An 18,440-nucleotide genomic window follows, 5' to 3' on the forward strand; every position below is an offset into this window, starting at 1 on the left:
GGTTGCTAATCCACGGTTCCACTGGGTGGACGCCGGGTTGACGTCTCCAATCTACCAACCACATCCTGGGTGAGCTACTCACGATACGGATGGAGAGTGCGATGACGAACGCGAGCGGACCGCTTACCGGTCTCCGCGTCCTTGAGCTCGGCAGCTTCATCGCCGCACCGACGGCCGGCCGGCTGCTGGCCGACTTCGGTGCCGAGGTGGTCAAGGTCGAGCGCCCGGGCACCGGCGACGAGTTACGCCGGTGGCGGCTGCACGGCGGCGACACCTCGCTGTTGTTCCGCACGCTCAACCGCAACAAGCGCTCGATCGCCATCGATCTGCGCGCGCCGGCCGGCCGGGATCTGGCGCTCGGCCTGGCCGCGCGCAGCGACGTGGTCCTGGAGAACTTCCGGCCGGGCACGCTCGAGCGCTGGGGCCTCGGCCCCGACGAGATCCGGAAGGCCAATCCGAGGGCGGTCCTGGTGCGCATCTCCGGGTACGGCCAGACCGGCCCCTACCGCGACCGCCCCGGCTTCGGCGGCGTCGCCGAGGCGATCGGTGGCCTGCGCGAGGTCACCGGCTATCCCGACCGTCCGCCGACCCGGGCCGGCATCAGCCTGGCCGACTCGGTGGCCGCACTCTATGCGGTGATCGGCGCCCTGATGGCACTGCGCAACAACGACACGGAGGTCGTCGACGTGGCTCTCTACGAGGGCATCTACTCGCTGATGGAGTCGCTCGTCCCCGACTACGAGGTGTTCGGCGTCCAGCCCCGGCGCAGCGGCAGCGGCCTGCCCGGGGTCGCGCCGTCCGGCACGTACCGCTGCGCCGACGACGGCTGGGCCGTGATCAGCGGCAATGGTGACGCCATCTTCCGGCGCCTGATGCTCCTGGCCGGCCGGGCCGACCTGGCCCAGCATCCGGAGTTGGGCGACAACGCGGGCCGGGTCGCCCACCAGGGCGAGATCGACGCCGCCATCGAGGCCTGGACCGGGCAGCACCCGCTCGACGAGGTGCTGACCGCCCTCGACCGGGCGGGCGTGCCGGCCGGCCCGATCTACACGGCGGCCGACATCGCCAAGGATCCGCACTACGCGGCCCGCGGCATGCTCGAAAGCCATCCGGTAGGGGCGGGCACGGCGAGTTTCCCCGGCATCGTTCCGAGGCTCGAACACAACCCCGGCGGCACCCGCTGGCTCGGCCCCGATCTGGGCGCCGACACCGACCACATCCTCGACGATCTCGGCATCGAGGCGAGCCGGAAGGACGCGCTCCGGCAACAGGGGGTGATCGGATGACGGTCCGCCAGGTCGCCATCACCGACGTGCTCCTCCGCGACGGCTTCCAGATCGAACCCACGATCATCCCGACCGCCGACAAGATCCAGCTCGGCCGCGGTCTGCTCGACGCCGGCCTCACGGCCTTGGAGGCGGGCGCCTTCGTCCATCCGGAGAAGGTCCCGCAGATGGCCGACACGGCCGAGGTGGTGGGCACGCTGGGTGCGCTGGCTCCGGCCAGCCGTCTCTACACGCTGGTCTTCAACGAACGCGGCGCCCGGAGGGCGCTTTCTGCGGGCGTACGCCACGTCCGACTCGTCGTCTCGGCCAGTGACGGGCACAGCCGGGCCAACGCGGGCGCGGATACGGCCGGGGCGCTCCGCCGGCTGGAGCCGACGGCCGCGATCCTGAAGGCGGCCGGCGTCACCGTGGAGGCGTCCATCGCGACCGCCTTCGTCTGCCCGTACGACGGGGAGACCGACCCGGACCGCACCGCCCGGGTCGCCGCGGCGCTGGCCGCGCTCGGTGCCGGCCCGCTGCATCTGGCCGACACGATCGGCGCGGCCAGCCCGTGGCACATCGAGCGCACCGTGGCCGCGGTGCGCCGCGAGCTGCCGGGTGTCGCGCTCGGCCTGCACCTGCACGACACCTACGGCATGGCCTCGGCCAACGCCTGGACCGGCATCCAGCTCGGCATCCGCCACTTCGACGCGTCGCTCGGCGGCATCGGCGGCTGCCCGTTCGCGCCGGGCGCGGCCGGCAACATCGCCACCGACGACCTGGTCAACCTGCTCCACCACGCCGGCATCGCCACCGGCGTGGACGTCGACCGCCTGGTCGGCGTCCGCGACCAGCTGCACACCCTCCTCGGCCGCCGCCTCGACTCGGCCCTCGCCGGGGCGAAGGCCACTCCGGCCCGGCTGAGAGCGCTGTGACCCGGTCGAAATAGGATCGCGCGGCGCGCCGGCCGGCGACCAGACTGGTCCGATGGCTTCCTGGGAGACGGTTTTCCTCGCCCGGCACGCGCAAACCGAGTGGAACGTGCGCCGGCGCCGTCAGGGACGCCTCGATTCGCCCCTGACGGCGGCCGGCGTGGCACAGACCCGCCGCCATGCGGCGGCATTGAAACTGATGGCCATCGATGCGATTTTCGCCGGCCCGCTCGGCCGTACGCGCGAGACCGCCCGCATCATCGGCGACGCCCTCGACCTGGCACCCGTGATCGTCGACGACCTGATCGAGCTCGACCACGGCGCCTTCAGTGGCCTGACCAACGACGAGGTCGACGCCCGCTTCCCGGGCGAGCGCGAGCGGCGGGCGGCCGGCAAATACGACTACCGTTTCCCGGGCGGCGAGAGCTACGCCGACGCCGACGTCCGCGCCGCCCGCGCACTCGGCGCCGTCACCGGCCGCCGCCCGCTCCTGGTCGCCCACGAGATGGTCGGCCGCCTGCTGCTGCGCCACCTGCTCGGCCTCGACCCGGCGGCCGCCCTGGCCCGCGCTCACCCGCACGACGTGGTCTTCCAGATCGACCCCAGCGCGAAGACCTGCCGCGCGGTCGAATAGGTGGTTGTGTTCGCGAGTCCGGGCGCCGCCGCTGGTCGACTTCCCCACGCCTGTCCCGCCGGGATACTGGTCGCGGTGGGAGCGGCGGCACGGTCTCGAGCTCGACCCGGCCGGCTTTCCGCCGACCACGGCGGTGATGCGAACGAGCCGCGATACATGGCGCCGGCGGCAGCGGTCGGACCCTGCAAGCCGCCGTCGGAGGTCTGACTTTCGGTCGAGTGCCGGCTTGCTCCGGTGTATCCGCGGACCGATGCGTGGCTCGCGCGCCGATCCCTAACTTCGTCGCCGTGTACAAAAGTCATCTGAGTTCAAGGTTCTTGATCGGCCTACTGTCGGCCACCGGCGCGGCGCTGGTGGCGGCGTTCGTGCTCGCCCCGGCCGCGCTGCTGGGGAGGAAGGCCGATCTCTCTGGTGCCGTCAGGCGCGCCCTGGTGGAATTCCGGCAGAGCGGCGGACCGCAGCTTCCCACCCAGCTGAAGAACCTGGTCGACTACTGGTTCCAGTGGCATGCGATCAAGGTGGTGATCACCTTGTTCATGCTGACAACCTTCGGCCTTCTCGCCGCCGCGCTGTGGCGAAGATATCGCCGCGGCGCGGCCGGTTACGCGGTGGCCGCTGTCGGCGCGAGCGTCCTCACGGGTCTCGCGTCGGCCCTGCTGATCCTCAACATCCAGGCGGCCGTCGTACCGCTGGTCGCGTTGCTGCCGCTCGCGTCCGGCGACGCGTCGGAGGAGCTACTGGGTCCGGCCGGCTCTCCCGCGGTGACGGTGTTGGTGGGCGAGGTGGGGCGTTACTACTGGGTCATGGTTGCGGTGGCAGGGACGGCATTGGCCGTCGCCGTCCTGATCAGCGCATTGTTGTGGACGCGACGGGTCACCGACGACACGCGGGTCTTCGTAGCGCGACGGGCGACCAGCGTCGTCGCGGGGCTTACGGCGAGCTTGCTGCTTCTCGTGGTGGCATTCAGCGTGTACTCGGCGCTCGAGCCCGCCGACGCCCTGCACGGGCTGCTCGGCGTGGGCTGAGAGGTAGCGGCGGTCAGCGGACGTCCAACTGATCTCAGTCGGCGCAGGGCGGTGGATCCGCCGTCGCGTTCCATCCCCCCGGCTGCTATGCGTGGAGCTGGTCGAGGATGCCCTGGTCGCCCTCGGTGCGCAGTGACTGCGTGGGAATCCGGCCGTAGAAGAACATGACCAGCTCGTGGGCGGTGCCCCAGGCGGTTACGTCGGCCGGCTCAAGGGCCTCATCGGCGGTGGTGCCGTGCGGTAGCTGGGCGGTGCGCGTGCGGTCGGCGGAGACCCAGAGGCGCCAGGAGCGGCCCTCGGTGGCGTGGTAGTCAACGACCGCCGGCTTGTGCGGCCACGGCTCCGTCCCCGCGCAGCAGGTGGTCAGGAACTCGTCGACCCCGTCGAGCGCCACCTCGCTGGACAGCGGCTGCGGGGTGCCCACCGTGGCCTGGGCGTCGTAGGTGTGCACGGCGAGCTGCTGGAGCTGGTGCCGGGCGACGGCACCACTGGTCTGCGGCGACTGCGAATCGCCCCACCACGTCCAGCAACCACGTTCCGGTCCGGCCTCCCGCAGCGCGTCCAGCAGCTCCCGTACCGAGGCGGCGAACCAAGCCGGCACGGCTTCGCGCTCCCGGGGCGCCGCCGGGGCGGAGAATTCCGCAGGAGCGTCGGCGGCCCCCGCGGCGACGATGGCGGCCCACTTGTGGCGCCCCTCCACCAGGTGCTGCACCAAGTCGAGCAATGTCCACTCGGGGCAGCTCGGCACTTGCATGTCGAGGCTGGGTGCCGCGGCGACCGCCGCCTGGAAAGCGGTCGATCGCTCGTCCATCAGCCGCAACAGGTCAGCGAACGCAAGATTCTCCTCCACTGCGGCTTTGTACCACCACACATTGACAACCGTCAGCGATTTTTCGCAACCGGCACGGTCGGGCCTTCCCGGTCGAGGGGGCGACGCCCTCACCCCACTGCCCGAGTGCGGCCGGCCGGATGGGCCGGGGTGCTGATGCGAGCCAGTGCCTCCTCGGCCTGCGCGGCCAGGGCCGGGACCAGGTCGGCGGCCGAGGGCAGGTCGGTGATCAGGTCGACCGCCTCGCCGGCCCACGGCGGCAACGGCGGGATCGCGCCGCGCCGCACGTCTTCCTGGTAGGCCGCGAGCACCGACCGGTCGGCGGCCAGGGCGTCCTCGTGGTCTCGCCAGCGTTCCAGGTAGGGGTGGGCGAGGGTGCGGGCGGTGTAGCGGGCCGGCCAGGCCGAGCCGCGCGCGATGTCGAGGATGCGGTTGCGCTCCGTTTCCTCGCCGCGGCCCGCGATCAGGGCCTGGGCCAGGGCCGGGTCGATCAGGGACTCGGTGGTGGCCTGAAATCGCGTACCGATCAAAGCGCCGGCCGCGCCCAGCGCGAGCGAGGCGGCCAGCCCGCGCCCGTCGGCGATGCCGCCCGCGGCGAGCACCGGGACCGGCGCCACCAGATCGACCACCAGCGGCACGAACGGCAGCGTCGAGCGGCCGTGGGCGGCGCCGTGGCCGCCGGCCTCGGTGCCCTGCGCGACGATGAGATCGGCGCCGAGAGAGGCGGCGCGCCGGGCTTCCCCGACGTCGGTGACCTGGAGGATCAGGGCGGCTCCGGCGGCGCGCACCAAAGGCACGAACGGCGTCGGGTCGCCGAAGGACAGCATCACCGCGTGCGGACCGTACGCGAGCGCGCGCGACACGGCCGGGGCGTCGACCGCCCAGGTGAGCAGGCCGACGCCCCAGGGCCGGTCGCCGATCTCGGAGGTCAGGAGGGGCACCTCGCGGGCCAGCCAGGCGGGGTCTCCGTCCGCGGCGCCGAGCAGCCCGAGCCCGCCGCCCCGGGACACCGCCGCCGCCAGCGCACCCCCGGCCGAGCCGCCCATCGGGGCCAGCGCGATCGGGTGCCGCAGGCCGAACATCTCGGTGAACCGTGTCCTGAGCGCAGTCATCGCCCGATTATGTCGGCGGGGTGGCGGGCGTCGGTACAGGCCGGGAAGATGATGCCACCCGCGACGGGTCCGGCCTACCGCATCGCGTAGGTCAGCGCGACGAGGGCCTCGCCCACGGTGCGGTTCTCGACCAGCCGCAGCGCGTCCGGCGCCGGGAGCCGGTCACCGGTGCCCAGCACGTACGGAAAGACGAGAAGCCGCAGCGTGTCCGCCCAGCCCGACCCGAACAGGGTGGAAACGAGCCGGCCGCTGGCGTTGACCACGATGTCGCCGTCGACACGGTCCTTCAGCGACGGCACCTCGTCGAGCCCGATGACCGTCGTGTTGGGCCACGGCAGGTCGGTGAGCTTGGACGAGACGACGAATTTCGGCATGGTGGCCAGGCGTTCGGCCCATTCGCCGGTGCGGGGGACCCAGCGGGAGGCGAACCATTCGTAGGTGCGGCGGCCCAGCAGCAGCGCCGACGCGGAGGCGGCCTCGGCGGCGTAGAAGGCGGCGAACGCCGACTGGTCGGCCGCCGACAGGCGGGTGCCCCAGCCCCCGGCGGCGAATCCCTCCTCGCCGGTCGGATCCTGGACGACCAGGTCGAGGGTGACGTTTTCGCTGATGACGAGCTTTCCCATGACGGGCTCCCTTCGCCGGTGGCGGTCACCGGCGCAGATATGGACTCCGCGGACCGCCCGGACTGGGCGCTGTCCGGTGTCTTAATCTGAAAAAGGGGAAGGCAGCGGATGAGAGACATGGACGCCGAGGCGTTCCGGGAACTGATCGAGCCCTATCGGCGCGAGCTGCACGTCCACTGTTACCGGATGCTGGGCTCGCTGCACGACGCCGAGGACGCGCTTCAGGAGACGTTGCTCGCGGCCTGGAGCGGGTTCGCGGCGTTCGAGGAGCGGTCGTCGCTGCGCACCTGGCTTTATCGCATTGCGACGAACCGGTGCCTGAACGCGCGGCGGTCCGCCGCGCGCCATCCCGTACGCGCGTGGGACGGCGCCGGCGTCGTCCTGCCCGAGGGTGCGACCGCCGGCAACGAGGTGACGTGGCTGGAGCCGTTCCCGGACGTCGCCGACGCGTACGAGCGCACCGAGTCGGTCTCGCTCGCGTTCGTGACCGCGCTGCAGACGCTGCCGCCCCGCCAGGTCGCCGTTCTGGTGTTGCGGGACGTGCTCGGCTTCCCGGCCGCCGAGGTGGCGACGATGCTCGGCGCGACCGTCGAGTCGGTGACCAGTGCGCTCAAGCGGGCCCGGGCGCGGCTGCACGGCGTACGCCCGCAAGCGGAACCGTCCGGTGATGCCCTGGTGGCGAAGTTCGTCCGGGCCTATCAGGAGTCGGACATCGACGGCCTGGTCGCCTTGCTGACCGACGACGTCTTCATGACGATGCCGCCGCTGCCGCTGGAATATCGGGGCCGGGAGGCGGTCGCCGAGTTCTTCGCCCGCGTCTTCGCCTCGGGCCGCCGGAAGCTGGTCGTGACCTCGGCCAACGGGGGACAGCCCGCGTTCGGCGTCTACTCGGGGGAGCGGGGCAGCGGCCTGATCGTGCTGACCGTGACCGGGGGCCGGATCAGCGCGATGACGAGGTTCGAGCCGACCGTGCTTCCGTGGTTTAACCTGCCCGCATGCCTGAGTTCGTGAACCAGGACCTGACCGGCTCCACGTTCCGCTCGTGCGATCTCATCGACGTGACGATGCGTGGCGTCGAGCTCAACCGCGTCACGATCCGCGACTCCGAGGTGGTCGACCTCGACATCCACGCCGCGATCGGCCGCCTGGTCGTCAACGGCGTGGACGTGGGCCCGCTGGTCGAGGCCGAGCTCGACCGGCGCTACCCGGACCGGCCCAAGATGCGGCCGACCACCGCGGACGGCTTCCGCGCGGGGTGGGACACCGTCGAACGGCTGTGGGCGGGCACGGTGTCGAGGGCCCGGCAGCTCGACCCAGCCCTGCTGCACGAGTCGGTGGACGGCGAGTGGTCGTTCATCGAGACGCTGCGTCACCTGAGTTTCGCCACCGACTGCTGGGTGCGACGGGCCGTCCTCGGCGATCCGTCACCGTGGGATCCGCTCGACCTGCCCTGGGACGGCATGGCCGACACCCCGGGCGTACCGCGCGATCGCGATGCCCGGCCGACGCTGGACGAGGCGCTGGCCGTGCGCCACTCCCGGATGGCGACCGTCCGGTCGTACGTCGACGCGCTCACCGACGACACCCTGCAAGGTGAGACCCAGCCCGTCGACGGCCCGGGCTGGCCGCCGGCGCGGGCCTTCCCGATCGCCGAGTGCCTCCGCGTGGTCCTCAACGAGGAGTGGAGCATCGCCTCTACGCCGAGCGGGACCTGACCGTCCTCGAGAACCGCTCGACAGCGGCGCCCGACCCGCGGTAAACGTCGCGCCTCCCGTGGTCGACGATTCGTGGCCGGCGGTAAATCACTCCGGCCGGTGATAAAAAACGGACAGCACGTCTTGCCGCCGCTGTCCGAGATACCAGTCTCCCACCTGGGTCAGATCGAGAGCTTGCCTGAGTAGGCCCGGAGCTCCGTCGGGAAGTTCACCCAGGACTTCGCCCCGCGGAGATACCACCATGCTCGGACAATGTTGGTCGGGATGAGCGATGTTGGCGGACACGACGAAGCGTTGGTTCTCAGCGGCACGGCTGATCAGGTGGCTGCGCCATACGCCGTCAGTCTCGCGTGTGTTGGCGGCGTTGGTCATGTAGACCAACAGCTCCGCCCCCGCGCCGGCCAAGTGCTGCCACTGCTCCGGGAAGCGAATCTCCCGGCACAACTGCACACCTACGGTGAGCTTCCCTTGGGGTTGCAAAATGTTCACGGTTGGCAGATCGGCGCCAGGCTGTAGCCGCTCGCGTTCGTTCATGGCGAGATTGATCTTCCGGTATACGTGGTGGTCGCCGGCGCGGTGAAAATCAGTCCGGCATTGCACCATCCGCCCTGCCACGGCAGGAGCGATCCGCAGAAGATGTGCACCTGTCTCTGGACGGCGAGCGCGGCTACCTGTGCGACGGCGTTATCGATCAGGGCGCGGTCGACAGCTTCGAGAGGTGTCAGATCCTCGCCATAACCGGACAGCATGCCTTCGGGAAGGACGATCACGTCGCCGGACTGCGCCTGATCGACGACGTCCCGCAAGGTTTCGAGGTTGGCGTCTACGTCCCAGGTGACAGGAACTTGCCCGATCAGGATGGAAATCTGCACCAGACGATCTTCGGGGGCCGGTGTTCAGCACGCCGACGTGGGGTCAGAGGCCACGTTCGAGCATCCGCTTCTACCGCGATGAAGGATGCCTCCCGCGTTCGGGTTGGGGTGTTCGCGGCGATCCGCCGCGACTCCCGCGCGGGGATGTCGGTGCGGGCGATGGCCGGCAAGTATCAGGTGAGCCGCCGCACGGTTCGCTCGGCGCCGGCGTCGGCTTGGCCGCAACCGCTGGCACGGAAGCCGCCATGGCCGGCTTCCGTGTCCGCTACGAAGCCTTCTCGGGCTGGACCAAGACCTTCACCGACCCTCGGCTCTGCGCCGCGATCGTTGATCAGCTCAGCTTCGGCGGCAACAGGCCTGAACCCATCGTCCGCGCTGAGTGATCGGGGACAAGATGCAGCCTGAAGAACCCGCCGACGTCTTCAAAAGTGGGACCCAAACTCACGCACATTGATCAGAGAAAAGGCTCAGCCCTGGGTCCACGAGAGGCGCCCATCTGGATCCCGTTCCCACGACCGAAGCCAGGTGGTAAGGGCGCGTGGTTATCCGTCTCGGTCTGGGCTCGCCGCGCGGCGCCGGCGTGTGCCGCGGATCCTGCCTCGTTGGGCCGGCCGCTCCGCCGCGGCGCAGGAACGCGCCCTGCCGGGCCCGGCCGGCCATCAGCCCTTCCACCCGCTCGTGGCCGACGCGGCCCGCCGGTGATGTTGTGCGCGCTCGCGGTGGTCGGCAGGGCTGGTGCCGGCGAGGTGGTCCTCGCCGATTTCGGGCAGCAGCGGTACCAGATCGTCGTCCGGTTCTCCGCGGCGTCCGCGCTGGCGGTCCGGGCGTGGCTTGGGCAAAGCGGTAGGAGGAAGCGGTAGGAGTCGGTGGCGGTGCCGAAGGTGAGCCGGCCACGTTCGCGGCGCAGAGCCGCAGGTCGGCGAAGGTTCCCTCCAGCCCGACGGCATGATCAGTCGATCATGTCTGAGGGCCGTGACCCGCCACGCAGAGGCGGGTCCGCGGCAGCGCCGGGCCGATAAGCCGGGCCGGGCCGCGGCGTCCGCCGGCTCTATTTCGCCGCGGTCGGCGGCCGGAAGCCGAGCTGGCGTGATGCCCGTTCGGCGGCGGCCTCGACGGCCGGCACCAGGCGGCCGACGTCGGTCGGTCCGAGGCGCTGGGTCGGCGCGCCGATGCCGAGCACCGCGATCAGCTCCCCGGACATGCCGAAGACCGGGGCGCTGATCGAGGCCGCGCCGGAGTCGCGCTCCTCGAAACTGGCCGCGTAGCCCAGCTCGCGCACCTCTTCGAGCTGTTTGTCGAGCAGGTCGATGTCGACGGTCGTGCGCGGGGTGAGCCGGGTCAGGCCCTGGCTGACCGCGGCCCGCCGGGCGGCCGGGTCGTAGGCCATGAACACCTTTCCGGCCGAGCCGGCGTGCAGCACCATCACCATGCCGACCATGAACAGCCGCATCACCACGTGGCGGGTCTCGGCGAGCGCCACGACCGTGCGGAAGCCGCCGTCGCGCACGTAGAGACACGCCGTCTCGCCGGTCTCGTCGCGCAGGTCGCGCAGGATCGGCCGGGTCAGCTGCACCAGGTCGAGGCCGAAGCTGCCGGGGGCGGCCCAGCGCACCAGGCCGAGCCCGATGCGGAACCGGTCGTCGTCACGGTCGAGGAAGCCCTCCCGCACCAGGTTGTGCACCAGCCGCTGGCAGGTGCTCGGCGGCAGGCCGGTGGCCTTGGTGATCTGCTGCAGCGACAGCTCGGGGTTTTCGATCGTGAAGCACTCCAGGACCTGCTTGATCTTTTGCAGGACCAGGATCGGGGGCACGCCCGAGCGGGCGCCGGTCTCGTCGGCCACGAGCGGATCCTATCGCCCACGATACAAGCGGGGAAATCGCGACGTGGGTCGATTAATTGTTACGGATCTATTGACCCGTGATGACCATCACTCGCATGATGGGCGAGGAAACCACAATGCGAGTGGAGACATCCCCATGACCGCAACCGTTGCAGCCAGACTGGATCGACTGCCCATCACCCGGCGCCACGTCATGCTCGTGGTCATCGTCGGGATCGGCATGTTCTTCGACCTCTACGAGGTGTTCCTGGCCGGCACCCTGAGCACGGTCTTCAAGACCAAGTTCCACGTCGGACCGGATGAGCTCAAGCTGGTGCTGGCCTCGGCCTTCGTCGGCGCGTTCGTCGGCGCCGTGCTGCTGTCCCGGCTCGCCGACCGGCTCGGCCGGCGCAACGCCTTCTACCTGACGCTCGGCGTCTACTCGGTCTTCTCGGTGCTGGCCGCGTTCAGCCCCAACGTCTGGTGGCTGATCGTCTGCCGGTTCATCGCCGGCATCGGCATCGGCGGCGAACTGCCACTCTGCGACGCCTACCTCTCCGACGTCCTCCCGGCCCGGGTGCGCGGCCGGCTCATCGGCTGGGCGTACACGGTCGGGTTCTGCGCCGTGCCGGCGGCCGGCTTCCTGGCCCGCGGCCTGGCGCCCCGGGAGGTCGCCGGGATCGACGGCTGGCGGTGGATGTTCGTGCTCGGCGGCCTCGGGGCCGCGATCTGCTGGGTGCTGCGGCAGATGCTGCCCGAGTCGCCGCGCTGGCTGGAGGCGGTGGGCCGGGCCGAGGAGGCCGACGCGGTCACCCGGGAGTTCGAGGAGAGCGCCCGGCGCGCCGGTGCGGTGCTGCCGGAACCGGTCGCGACCGCCGGCGGCGGGCTGCAGCCCCGGGAGCCGCTGAGCAGTTTGTTCCAGGCGCGCTGGCGCCGCCGCACGACGATGCTCTGGATCTTCCAGTGCCTGCAGACGCTCGGCTACTACGGCTTCGGCACGCTGGTGCCGCTGATCCTGAACCAGAAGGGCTTCGACGTCGTCACCAGCCTCGGCTTCAGCGCGGTGACGTTCCTCGGCTACCCGCTCGGGTCGCTGCTCTCCCTGCCGATCATCGAGCGGATCGAGCGGCGCACCCTGATCATCGCGTCGGCGCTGGCGATGACCGTGCTCGGCCTCGTCTTCGGCTTCTCGAGCGGCACCGCGGCCATCCTGATCGCGGGCTTCCTCTACACCGCGGCCAGCAATGTGTTCTCGAACGCCTACCACGTGTATCAGGGCGAGCTGTACCCGACCCGGCTGCGGGCGACCGGGGCCGGCAGTGCGTACTCGCTGAGCCGCCTGGCCACCGCGGCGATGCCGTTCGTGCTGCTGCCGCTGCTCGACAGCCACGGCTCGGGGGCCGTGTTCGTCTGCATCGGGGCGGCGATGGTGCTGCTCTCGATCGACGTCGCGCTGCTCGGGCCGCGTACGACCGGAAGGCCGTTGGAAGACGTGGCCGGCGCCGAGGCGCCGGGCGTCGGCAGCAAACCTGCCGTAGCCGTCTGAAACGGCTCGGGCCCGGCAGGAAACGCACCCCCGCTCCCTGCCGGGCCCCTCTCACCCGGTAATGCCTCGCGCGCCCGTCGTTAAGAAGGGCGCATTTCTATAACAGTCACTCCACCGGCTTAACCGACACCGGCGTGGTCAGGCGGCGTGCCGGGCCGACCACCCGCAGGGGCCCGGTGAGCGTCACCGAACCCTGCAACGGCAGGTCGCCCGCGGACCTTCCCACCTGCACATCCATCGATCCCGGCTCGACGATCCGCACCAGGTCACGCCCGGTGAAAGAGGTGCGGTCGGTGTGCACGTGGAAGGTGACGTCCTTCGCCTCGCCGGGCTCCAGCGGCACCCGGGCGAACCCCACCAGCTGGCGCACCGGGCGGGTAACCTGAGCCACAACGTCGCGCAGGTACAGCTGCACGACCTCGTCTCCGGCCCGCTCACCCGTGTTGCGCACCCGCACGCTCACGGTGAACTCGCCGTCGGTCGGCACCTCGGCTGCGCTGATCCGCAGTTCGCCGACCTCGAAGCTGGTGTAGGAGCGACCGTGGCCGAAGGGGAACAGCGGCGTCGGGTCGAGATTGCTGATCTCGGACTTCTCCGCACCCAGGCGCGGCTGGAGATAGGTGCCCGGCTGCCCGCCGGTGTGCCGGGGGATCTGCACGGGCAGTCTCCCGCTGGGCTGCACCCGGCCGGAGAGGATGCCGGCGATCGCCGCGCCTCCCTCCTCCCCGGGCATGAACGCCTGCACCAGGGCGGCTGCCCGTTCGTGCACACCTCCCAGAGCATAGGGGCGGCCCGAGACGACGACGATGACGACCGGGGTGCCGGTCGCCAGGAGTTCGTCGAGCAGGTCGCCCTGCACGCCGGGCAGTCGCAGGTCCTCGGCGTCGCAGCCTTCCCCGGAACTACCGCGGCCGAAGAGGCCGGCCAGGTCGCCGACCATGGCGATGCAGAGGTCGGCGTCGCGGGCGGCGGCTGCTGCTTGTCTGATGCCCGTTTTGTCGGCCCCGAGGACCTCGCAGCCCTTTTCGTAGATGATCTCGGCGTTCTCGAACTCCTTCTTCAGGGCGTCGACCGCGTTGGGCACCTCGATCCCGAGGCCGGCCTCCGGATAGCGGGGCAGCACGTGGTTGGGGAAGGCGTAACAGCCCATGAAGGTCTGCGGGTCACCGGCGCACGGCCCGACGACGGCGATCCGGCGGGTCCCCGGGGCGATCGGCAGCACGTCACCGGGCTCGAGCAGCACGATCGAGCGCTCGGCCATCTCGCGGGCGAGGGCCCGGTTGCCGGCCGAGTCGAGGTCGACACTCCCGGCGCCGGCCACCGACGCCTCCGGCGTCCAACCCTCATCGAGCAGGCCGAGGGCCACCTTCTGGGTGAGCAGGCGCCGGGCCGCGGTTTCCACCGCTTCTTCCGGTACGCGGGTGAGCAGTCCCGCCCCGAAGCCGACCGTGTCGGGCAACTCCACATCGATGCCGGCCGTCAGCGCCTGGGCCCCCGCGTCCTCCATGTCGGCCGCGGTCTGGTGCATGGTGGCCAGGAACGGCACGGCCCAATAGTCACTGACCACCGTGCCGGTGAAGCCCCACTGCTCGCGCAGCACCTCGGTGAGCAGCCAGTGGTCGGAGCCGGCCGGCACCCCGTCGACGTCGGAATACGAGTTCATCACCGAGGCGGCGCCGGCCTCCCGGAGCGCGGTCTCGAAGGTCGGGAAGATGATGTCGAGCAGCTCGCGGCGCCCCATCGACACCGGCCCGTGGTTGCGGGCGCCACGCGAGGCGGAATAGCCGGCGAAGTGCTTGAGGCAGGCCAGCACGCCCGCGCTCTGCAGCCCCCGCACGTACGCCGAGCCGACCATGGCCACCAGATAGGGGTCCTCGCCGATCGTCTCCTCGACCCGGCCCCAGCGGTAGTCGCGGGCCACGTCGAGCACGGGGGAGAGGCCCTGGTGCACGCCGAGCGCCGCCATGTCGCGGCCGATCGCGGCGGCCATCCGCTCGATCAGGTCGGGGTCGAAGGTGGCGCCCCAGGCGATGGCGGCCGGATAGACGGTGGCGCCGAAGGTGGTGAAGCCGGTGAGGCATTCCTCGTGCACCAGCGCCGGGATGCCCAGCCGCGAGTTGCCGATGACGATGCGCTGCTGGCGGATCAGCTCGGCCGCGCCCTGGGCCGGCGTGAGCGGCACGCTGCCGTAAACCCGGGTGAGGTGGCCGAGGCCGTTACGGCTCGCCTCCTCCAGCGGGACCGTGCCGGAGGCCGCGAAAACGTCGGCCATCGGGGCGACGTTGAGGGATTCGCCCTCCTCGGTGGGTGCGGGCTGTTCGTCCGACATGTCGTTTCCGACCCACCGACTGCCGAGTTGTGCGACCTTTTCTTCAAGGGTCATCGCACCCAGCAACAGATCGACGCGTTCGGCGACCGGGCGGGCCGGGTCTCGCCAGGGCTCGGCCCCATGTTCGTCGATCACGGTGCAACTCCTCATGTTTTCCGAAACTTTCAGTATTTTTACAGGCCGAGCTTTCGCCCGGAGGTGTTTCAAGATGATCTCGAACTGGTCACGTCAACAGCGTCTACTCTTGCGCTGGGAGCGCGACCATAGCAAGACTCTTGACATGGTCAGGGCGAAACCCTACGTTAACGAAACCTCACGTTAACTTGCGGTCACAGCGCGAAACTTGCAGTAATTGTGACGCCCCGGCCGCAACAAACCAGGGCAACCCAGGCGAGATCCATCCAGCCACGACGATCCACGCGCCGCGTCCGGACGCGGCCGTCGAGTACGGAGATCAGCGTGTCCAATAGTCCAATTTCGCGACGGAATTTCCTCGGTCTCACTGCCGGCGCCGCAGCCGCCGCCGGCCTTGCGGCGTGTGGCAGCTCTGGCCCCAGTGACAAGACCGGCAGCAGCAGCGGTGGCGGCGGCAGCGCCTCCTACTGGTCGCTCAGCGGTGAGCCCGGCCAGCCGATCCGCCAGGCGTCGATCGACCGGTTCAACAAGGCCAACCCCAGCACCAAGATCGCTCCGAACTTCTTCGCGAACGACGACTACAAGCAGAAGATCAAGACCGCGATCGGTGCCGGCCAGGCCCCGACGATGATCTGGGGCTGGGGCGGCGGTGGCCTCAAGAGCTACGTCGACGCCAACCAGGTCGTGGACCTGACCGACTGGTTCACCTCGAACGCGGCCGTCAAGAGCAAGATCCTGCCGTCGTCGTTCGGCGCCGCCACGGTCAACGGCAAGATCTACGCGATGCCGGTCGAGACCGTGCAGCCGATCGTCCTGTTCTACAACAAGAAGGTCTTCGACAAGGTCGGCGTGCAGCCGCCGCAGTCGTACGGCGACATCCTGGACCTGATCCCCAAGTTCAACGCCAAGAAGATCGCGCCGTTCTCGCTGGCCGGCCAGTCGCGCTGGACCAACATGATGTGGCTCGAGTTCATGCTCGACCGCAACGCCGGCTCCGACGTCTTCAACAACGTCTTCGCGGGCAAGGCGGGCTCCTGGTCCGACCCGGCCGTTCTCGACATGCTCACCAAGGTCCAGGACCTGGTGAAGAGCAACGCCTTCATCCACGGCTTCTCGTCGATCACCGCCGACTCCAACGCCGACCAGGCCCTGCTCTACACCGGCAAGGCCGCGATGATGGTGCACGGCTCCTGGTCGTACGGCATCCAGAAGGCCAACGGCGGCGACTTCGTCAAGTCCGGCGGCCTCGGCTGGATGAACTTCCCGCCGATCGACGGCGGCAAGGGCGACCCGACCAACACCGTCGGCAACCCCGGCCAGTACCTCTCGATCTCCTCCAAGGCCACCGCGGCCCAGCAGGACATCGCGAAGAAGTTCTTCTCCACCACCCTGGTCGACGACGACGAGAAGGCCGGCTGGGTCAAGTCGGGCGGCGTCCCGGTCCTCACCGGCGCCGACAGCCTCTACACCGGCGACGACGCGCAGTTCCTCAAGGACATGTCGGCGATCGCGTCCGGCGCCAAGGTCTTCGCCCAGTCCTGGGACCAGGCCCTGAGCCCGACCGCCGCCGACACGCTGCTGGACAACATCGCTAAACTGTTCCAGCTGCAGGTCACCCCCCAGCAGTGGGTCGACAACATGAACGGGGTCATCGGCAAATGACGACGCTCGCTCCGCCCGCGGCACGCGTGAAGGAGCCAACATCCACGCAACGCGGGCGGAGCGGCTCGGTCGTGTGGTTGGCGATTCCGGCGCTTCTGATGTTCGTCGCGTTCGGGGTCATCCCTCTGCTCGGCGTTCTGGGCCTCAGTTTCACGAGTTGGAACGGCATCGGCGCGATCCACGTCACCGGCCTCAGCAGCTGGAAGGCGGAGCTCAAGGATCCCGAGCTGCCGCACGCGCTCTGGGTCACGTTCGAGATCATGGCGCTCTCGTGGGTGGTGCAGACACCGCTGTCCATCCTGATCGGCGTGTTCCTGGCGGCGTTCAAGAAGTACCGCGGGTTCCTGGCGGTGCTCTACTTCATCCCGCTGCTGCTGTCGTCGGTCGCCATCTCGATCACGTACAAGTCGCTGCTCGACCCCAACTTCGGGCTCGGCACGGCGCTGAAGGTCAGCTGGCTCAACCAGGACTGGCTCGGGAGGCCCGGCCTGGCCATCGGCACGCTGGTCTTCGTCGTCTCGTGGCAGTACATCCCGTTCCACTCGCTGATCTACCAAGGCGCGGTCCGGCAGATCCCCACCTCGATGTACGAGGCGGCGATGATCGACGGGGCCGGCCGGGTGCGGCAGTTCTTCTCGATCACGCTGCCGCAGATCAGGTACACGATCATCACGTCCTCGACGCTGATGGTCGTCGGGTCGCTGACCTTCTTCGACCTGATCTGGGTGCTCACCGCGGGTGGGCCGGGCGACGCGACCCGGGCGCTGGCGGTCGAGATGTACCGCAAGGGCTTCATGGCGAACGAGATGGGTCCGGCGAGCGCGATCGCCGTGATCCTGGTGGTGGTCGGTTTGATCCTGGCCCAGTTGCTGCGGCGCCTCGGCGGCCGCGGTGACGAGAGCCAGCTGGAAGGGGTCTGAGTTTTGGCCACGATCGAAGCGCACGCTCGGGCGAAGCGCAGCGCACCGCCGGGCGGCAAGGTCGCCAAGTACAACTGGCTCGGCGGCTCGCTGAGCTGGATCTGGCTGATCATCGGGATGCTGCCGGTCTACTGGATCATCATCACGAGCTTCAAGACCCAGTCCAACTACTTCGTCACCAACACGCTCGTCCCCCCAAGCTCGGTGACCTGGGACAACTACAAGCTGGTCTTGCAGAACCACGTCATCCACTACTTCTTCAACAGCGTGCTCGTCACCGCGGGCGCCATCATCCCGGCCGTCGCGATCTCGTTCATGGCGGCGTACGCGATCGTCCGCGGCGTAGGCAACCGCTGGCTCCGCTTCATGAACTCGCTGTTCCTGATGGGCCTGGCCATTCCGCTGCAGGCAGTGATCATCCCGGTCTACCTGATGATCATCCGCCTGCACCTGTACGACAGCCTGGCCGCGATCGCCCTGCCGTCGATCGCCTTCGCGATTCCCCTGTCCGTCCTGGTCTTGTCGAACTTCATCCGGGACGTACCGAAGGAACTCTTCGAGTCGATGCGCATGGACGGCGCTTCGGAACTGGGCACCATGCTGCGGCTGGCGCTGCCGCTGACCCGCCCGGCCCTGGTCACCGTGACGATCTACAACGGCCTGGGCATCTGGAACGGGTTCCTGCTCCCGCTGGTCCTGACCCAGAGCGAAAACGAGCGCACCATCCCCCTGGCACTGGTCAGCTTCCAGGGCCAGTTCGGCGTCAACGTGCCGGCCATCGCCGCCGCGGTCACGCTGACCACACTGCCGATCATCATCCTGTACGCGATCGGGCGTCGTCAGCTGCTCAGTGGTCTGACGGCCGGTTTCAGTAAATAGGCTGTTTGCTTCTTTGCCCGGTCGGTCCTTTGGGGGATCGGCCGGGCTTTTCCGCCCCCTGCCCGCCCACGTCACCGTCTACGTGTTCGTCATCGTGCCGTTCCTCGCCCTGCTGGCCGCCGTGCCGCTGGTCTGGGGCTGGG

General features: G+C 69.7%; 17 protein-coding genes and 1 pseudogene. 11 read left to right on the forward strand and 7 right to left on the reverse strand.

What is annotated here, in order from left to right:
- Window positions 1–101: 101 nt before the first annotated feature.
- From AB0M88_RS38335 to AB0M88_RS38350, 4 genes are all read left to right on the forward strand, one after another.
- Window positions 102–1,286, forward strand: coding sequence for a CaiB/BaiF CoA-transferase family protein (locus AB0M88_RS38335; RefSeq protein WP_364110747.1), 1,185 nt, complete (start codon window positions 102–104; stop codon window positions 1,284–1,286).
- The gene (locus tag AB0M88_RS38340; protein WP_364110748.1) at window positions 1,283–2,200 is read left to right on the forward strand and encodes a hydroxymethylglutaryl-CoA lyase; all 918 of its coding nucleotides are present in this window, start codon (window positions 1,283–1,285) and stop codon (window positions 2,198–2,200) included. Before AB0M88_RS38335 ends, AB0M88_RS38340 begins: the two co-directional genes overlap by 4 nt.
- Before the next feature lie 52 nt (window positions 2,201–2,252).
- The gene (locus tag AB0M88_RS38345; protein WP_364110749.1) at window positions 2,253–2,831 is read left to right on the forward strand and encodes a histidine phosphatase family protein; all 579 of its coding nucleotides are present in this window, start codon (window positions 2,253–2,255) and stop codon (window positions 2,829–2,831) included.
- Between the two features lie 317 nt (window positions 2,832–3,148).
- A complete protein-coding gene (locus tag AB0M88_RS38350; RefSeq protein WP_364110750.1) occupies window positions 3,149–3,856 on the forward strand; it encodes a hypothetical protein in 708 nt (235 codons plus the stop codon).
- Window positions 3,857–3,941: 85 nt separating this feature from the next.
- Here AB0M88_RS38350 and AB0M88_RS38355 read toward each other — a convergent pair whose 3' ends face one another.
- From AB0M88_RS38355 to AB0M88_RS38365, 3 genes are all read right to left on the reverse strand, one after another.
- Window positions 3,942–4,706, reverse strand: a complete 765-nt coding sequence (locus tag AB0M88_RS38355) for a maleylpyruvate isomerase N-terminal domain-containing protein (protein WP_364110751.1) — start codon at window positions 4,704–4,706, stop codon at window positions 3,942–3,944.
- A gap of 89 nt (window positions 4,707–4,795) precedes the next feature.
- A complete protein-coding gene (locus AB0M88_RS38360) occupies window positions 4,796–5,797 on the reverse strand; it encodes a nitronate monooxygenase (protein WP_364110752.1) in 1,002 nt (333 codons plus the stop codon).
- A gap of 74 nt (window positions 5,798–5,871) precedes the next feature.
- Entirely contained in the window at window positions 5,872–6,420 is a 549-nt protein-coding gene (locus AB0M88_RS38365; protein WP_364110753.1) for a dihydrofolate reductase family protein, read from the reverse strand.
- A 108-nt stretch (window positions 6,421–6,528) separates the two neighbouring features.
- Here AB0M88_RS38365 and AB0M88_RS38370 point away from each other — a divergent pair, with 108 nt between their 5' ends.
- Together AB0M88_RS38370 and AB0M88_RS38375 are read left to right on the forward strand one after the other, a co-directional pair.
- Complete coding sequence (locus tag AB0M88_RS38370) at window positions 6,529–7,431, forward strand: RNA polymerase subunit sigma-70 (protein WP_364110754.1); 903 nt, start codon at window positions 6,529–6,531, stop codon at window positions 7,429–7,431.
- Window positions 7,416–8,135 carry a DinB family protein gene (locus tag AB0M88_RS38375; RefSeq protein WP_364110755.1) on the forward strand — a complete coding sequence of 240 codons (720 nt, stop codon included), beginning with the start codon at window positions 7,416–7,418 and terminating at the stop codon, window positions 8,133–8,135. The genes AB0M88_RS38370 and AB0M88_RS38375 overlap by 16 nt, the downstream gene beginning before the upstream one ends.
- Window positions 8,136–8,222: 87 nt before the next feature.
- On the opposite strand, the gene AB0M88_RS38380 is transcribed toward AB0M88_RS38375, so the two are convergent.
- Window positions 8,223–8,669 carry a nitrilase-related carbon-nitrogen hydrolase gene (locus tag AB0M88_RS38380; protein WP_364110756.1) on the reverse strand — a complete coding sequence of 149 codons (447 nt, stop codon included), beginning with the start codon at window positions 8,667–8,669 and terminating at the stop codon, window positions 8,223–8,225.
- On the reverse strand, window positions 8,666–9,007 hold the full coding sequence (locus tag AB0M88_RS38385) for a nitrilase-related carbon-nitrogen hydrolase (protein WP_364110757.1): 342 nt from the start codon (window positions 9,005–9,007) through the stop codon (window positions 8,666–8,668). The genes AB0M88_RS38380 and AB0M88_RS38385 overlap by 4 nt, the downstream gene beginning before the upstream one ends.
- Before the next feature lie 269 nt (window positions 9,008–9,276).
- On the opposite strand from AB0M88_RS38385, the pseudogene AB0M88_RS38390 reads away from it, so the two are divergent.
- Window positions 9,277–9,351, forward strand: a pseudogene (locus AB0M88_RS38390) (ATP-binding protein); the annotation flags it as partial.
- Window positions 9,352–10,055: 704 nt separating this feature from the next.
- On the opposite strand, the gene AB0M88_RS38395 reads toward AB0M88_RS38390, so the two are convergent.
- Complete coding sequence (locus AB0M88_RS38395; protein WP_364110758.1) at window positions 10,056–10,847, reverse strand: IclR family transcriptional regulator; 792 nt, start codon at window positions 10,845–10,847, stop codon at window positions 10,056–10,058.
- A gap of 136 nt (window positions 10,848–10,983) precedes the next feature.
- Here AB0M88_RS38395 and AB0M88_RS38400 point away from each other — a divergent pair, with 136 nt between their 5' ends.
- Entirely contained in the window at window positions 10,984–12,372 is a 1,389-nt protein-coding gene (locus AB0M88_RS38400) for an MFS transporter (protein ID WP_364110759.1), read from the forward strand.
- 106 nt (window positions 12,373–12,478) lie between these two features.
- Here AB0M88_RS38400 and AB0M88_RS38405 read toward each other — a convergent pair whose 3' ends face one another.
- Window positions 12,479–14,836 (reverse strand): glycoside hydrolase family 3 N-terminal domain-containing protein, encoded by a 2,358-nt coding sequence (locus tag AB0M88_RS38405; protein ID WP_364110760.1) that lies wholly within the window; start codon window positions 14,834–14,836, stop codon window positions 12,479–12,481.
- A gap of 324 nt (window positions 14,837–15,160) precedes the next feature.
- Here AB0M88_RS38405 and AB0M88_RS38410 point away from each other — a divergent pair, with 324 nt between their 5' ends.
- From AB0M88_RS38410 to AB0M88_RS38420, 3 genes are all read left to right on the forward strand, one after another.
- Window positions 15,161–16,498: an extracellular solute-binding protein gene (locus AB0M88_RS38410; RefSeq protein ID WP_364110761.1), complete on the forward strand. Its 1,338-nt coding sequence runs from the start codon at window positions 15,161–15,163 to the stop codon at window positions 16,496–16,498.
- A gap of 71 nt (window positions 16,499–16,569) precedes the next feature.
- On the forward strand, window positions 16,570–17,418 hold the full coding sequence (locus tag AB0M88_RS38415; RefSeq protein WP_364110762.1) for a sugar ABC transporter permease: 849 nt from the start codon (window positions 16,570–16,572) through the stop codon (window positions 17,416–17,418).
- Between the two features lie 3 nt (window positions 17,419–17,421).
- Window positions 17,422–18,297, forward strand: coding sequence for a carbohydrate ABC transporter permease (locus tag AB0M88_RS38420; RefSeq protein ID WP_364110763.1), 876 nt, complete (start codon window positions 17,422–17,424; stop codon window positions 18,295–18,297).
- The last annotated feature ends 143 nt before the right edge of the window (window positions 18,298–18,440 follow it).

This window comes from Actinoplanes sp. NPDC051411, assembly GCF_040682075.1.
Classification (GTDB): Bacteria; Actinomycetota; Actinomycetes; order Mycobacteriales; family Micromonosporaceae; genus Actinoplanes.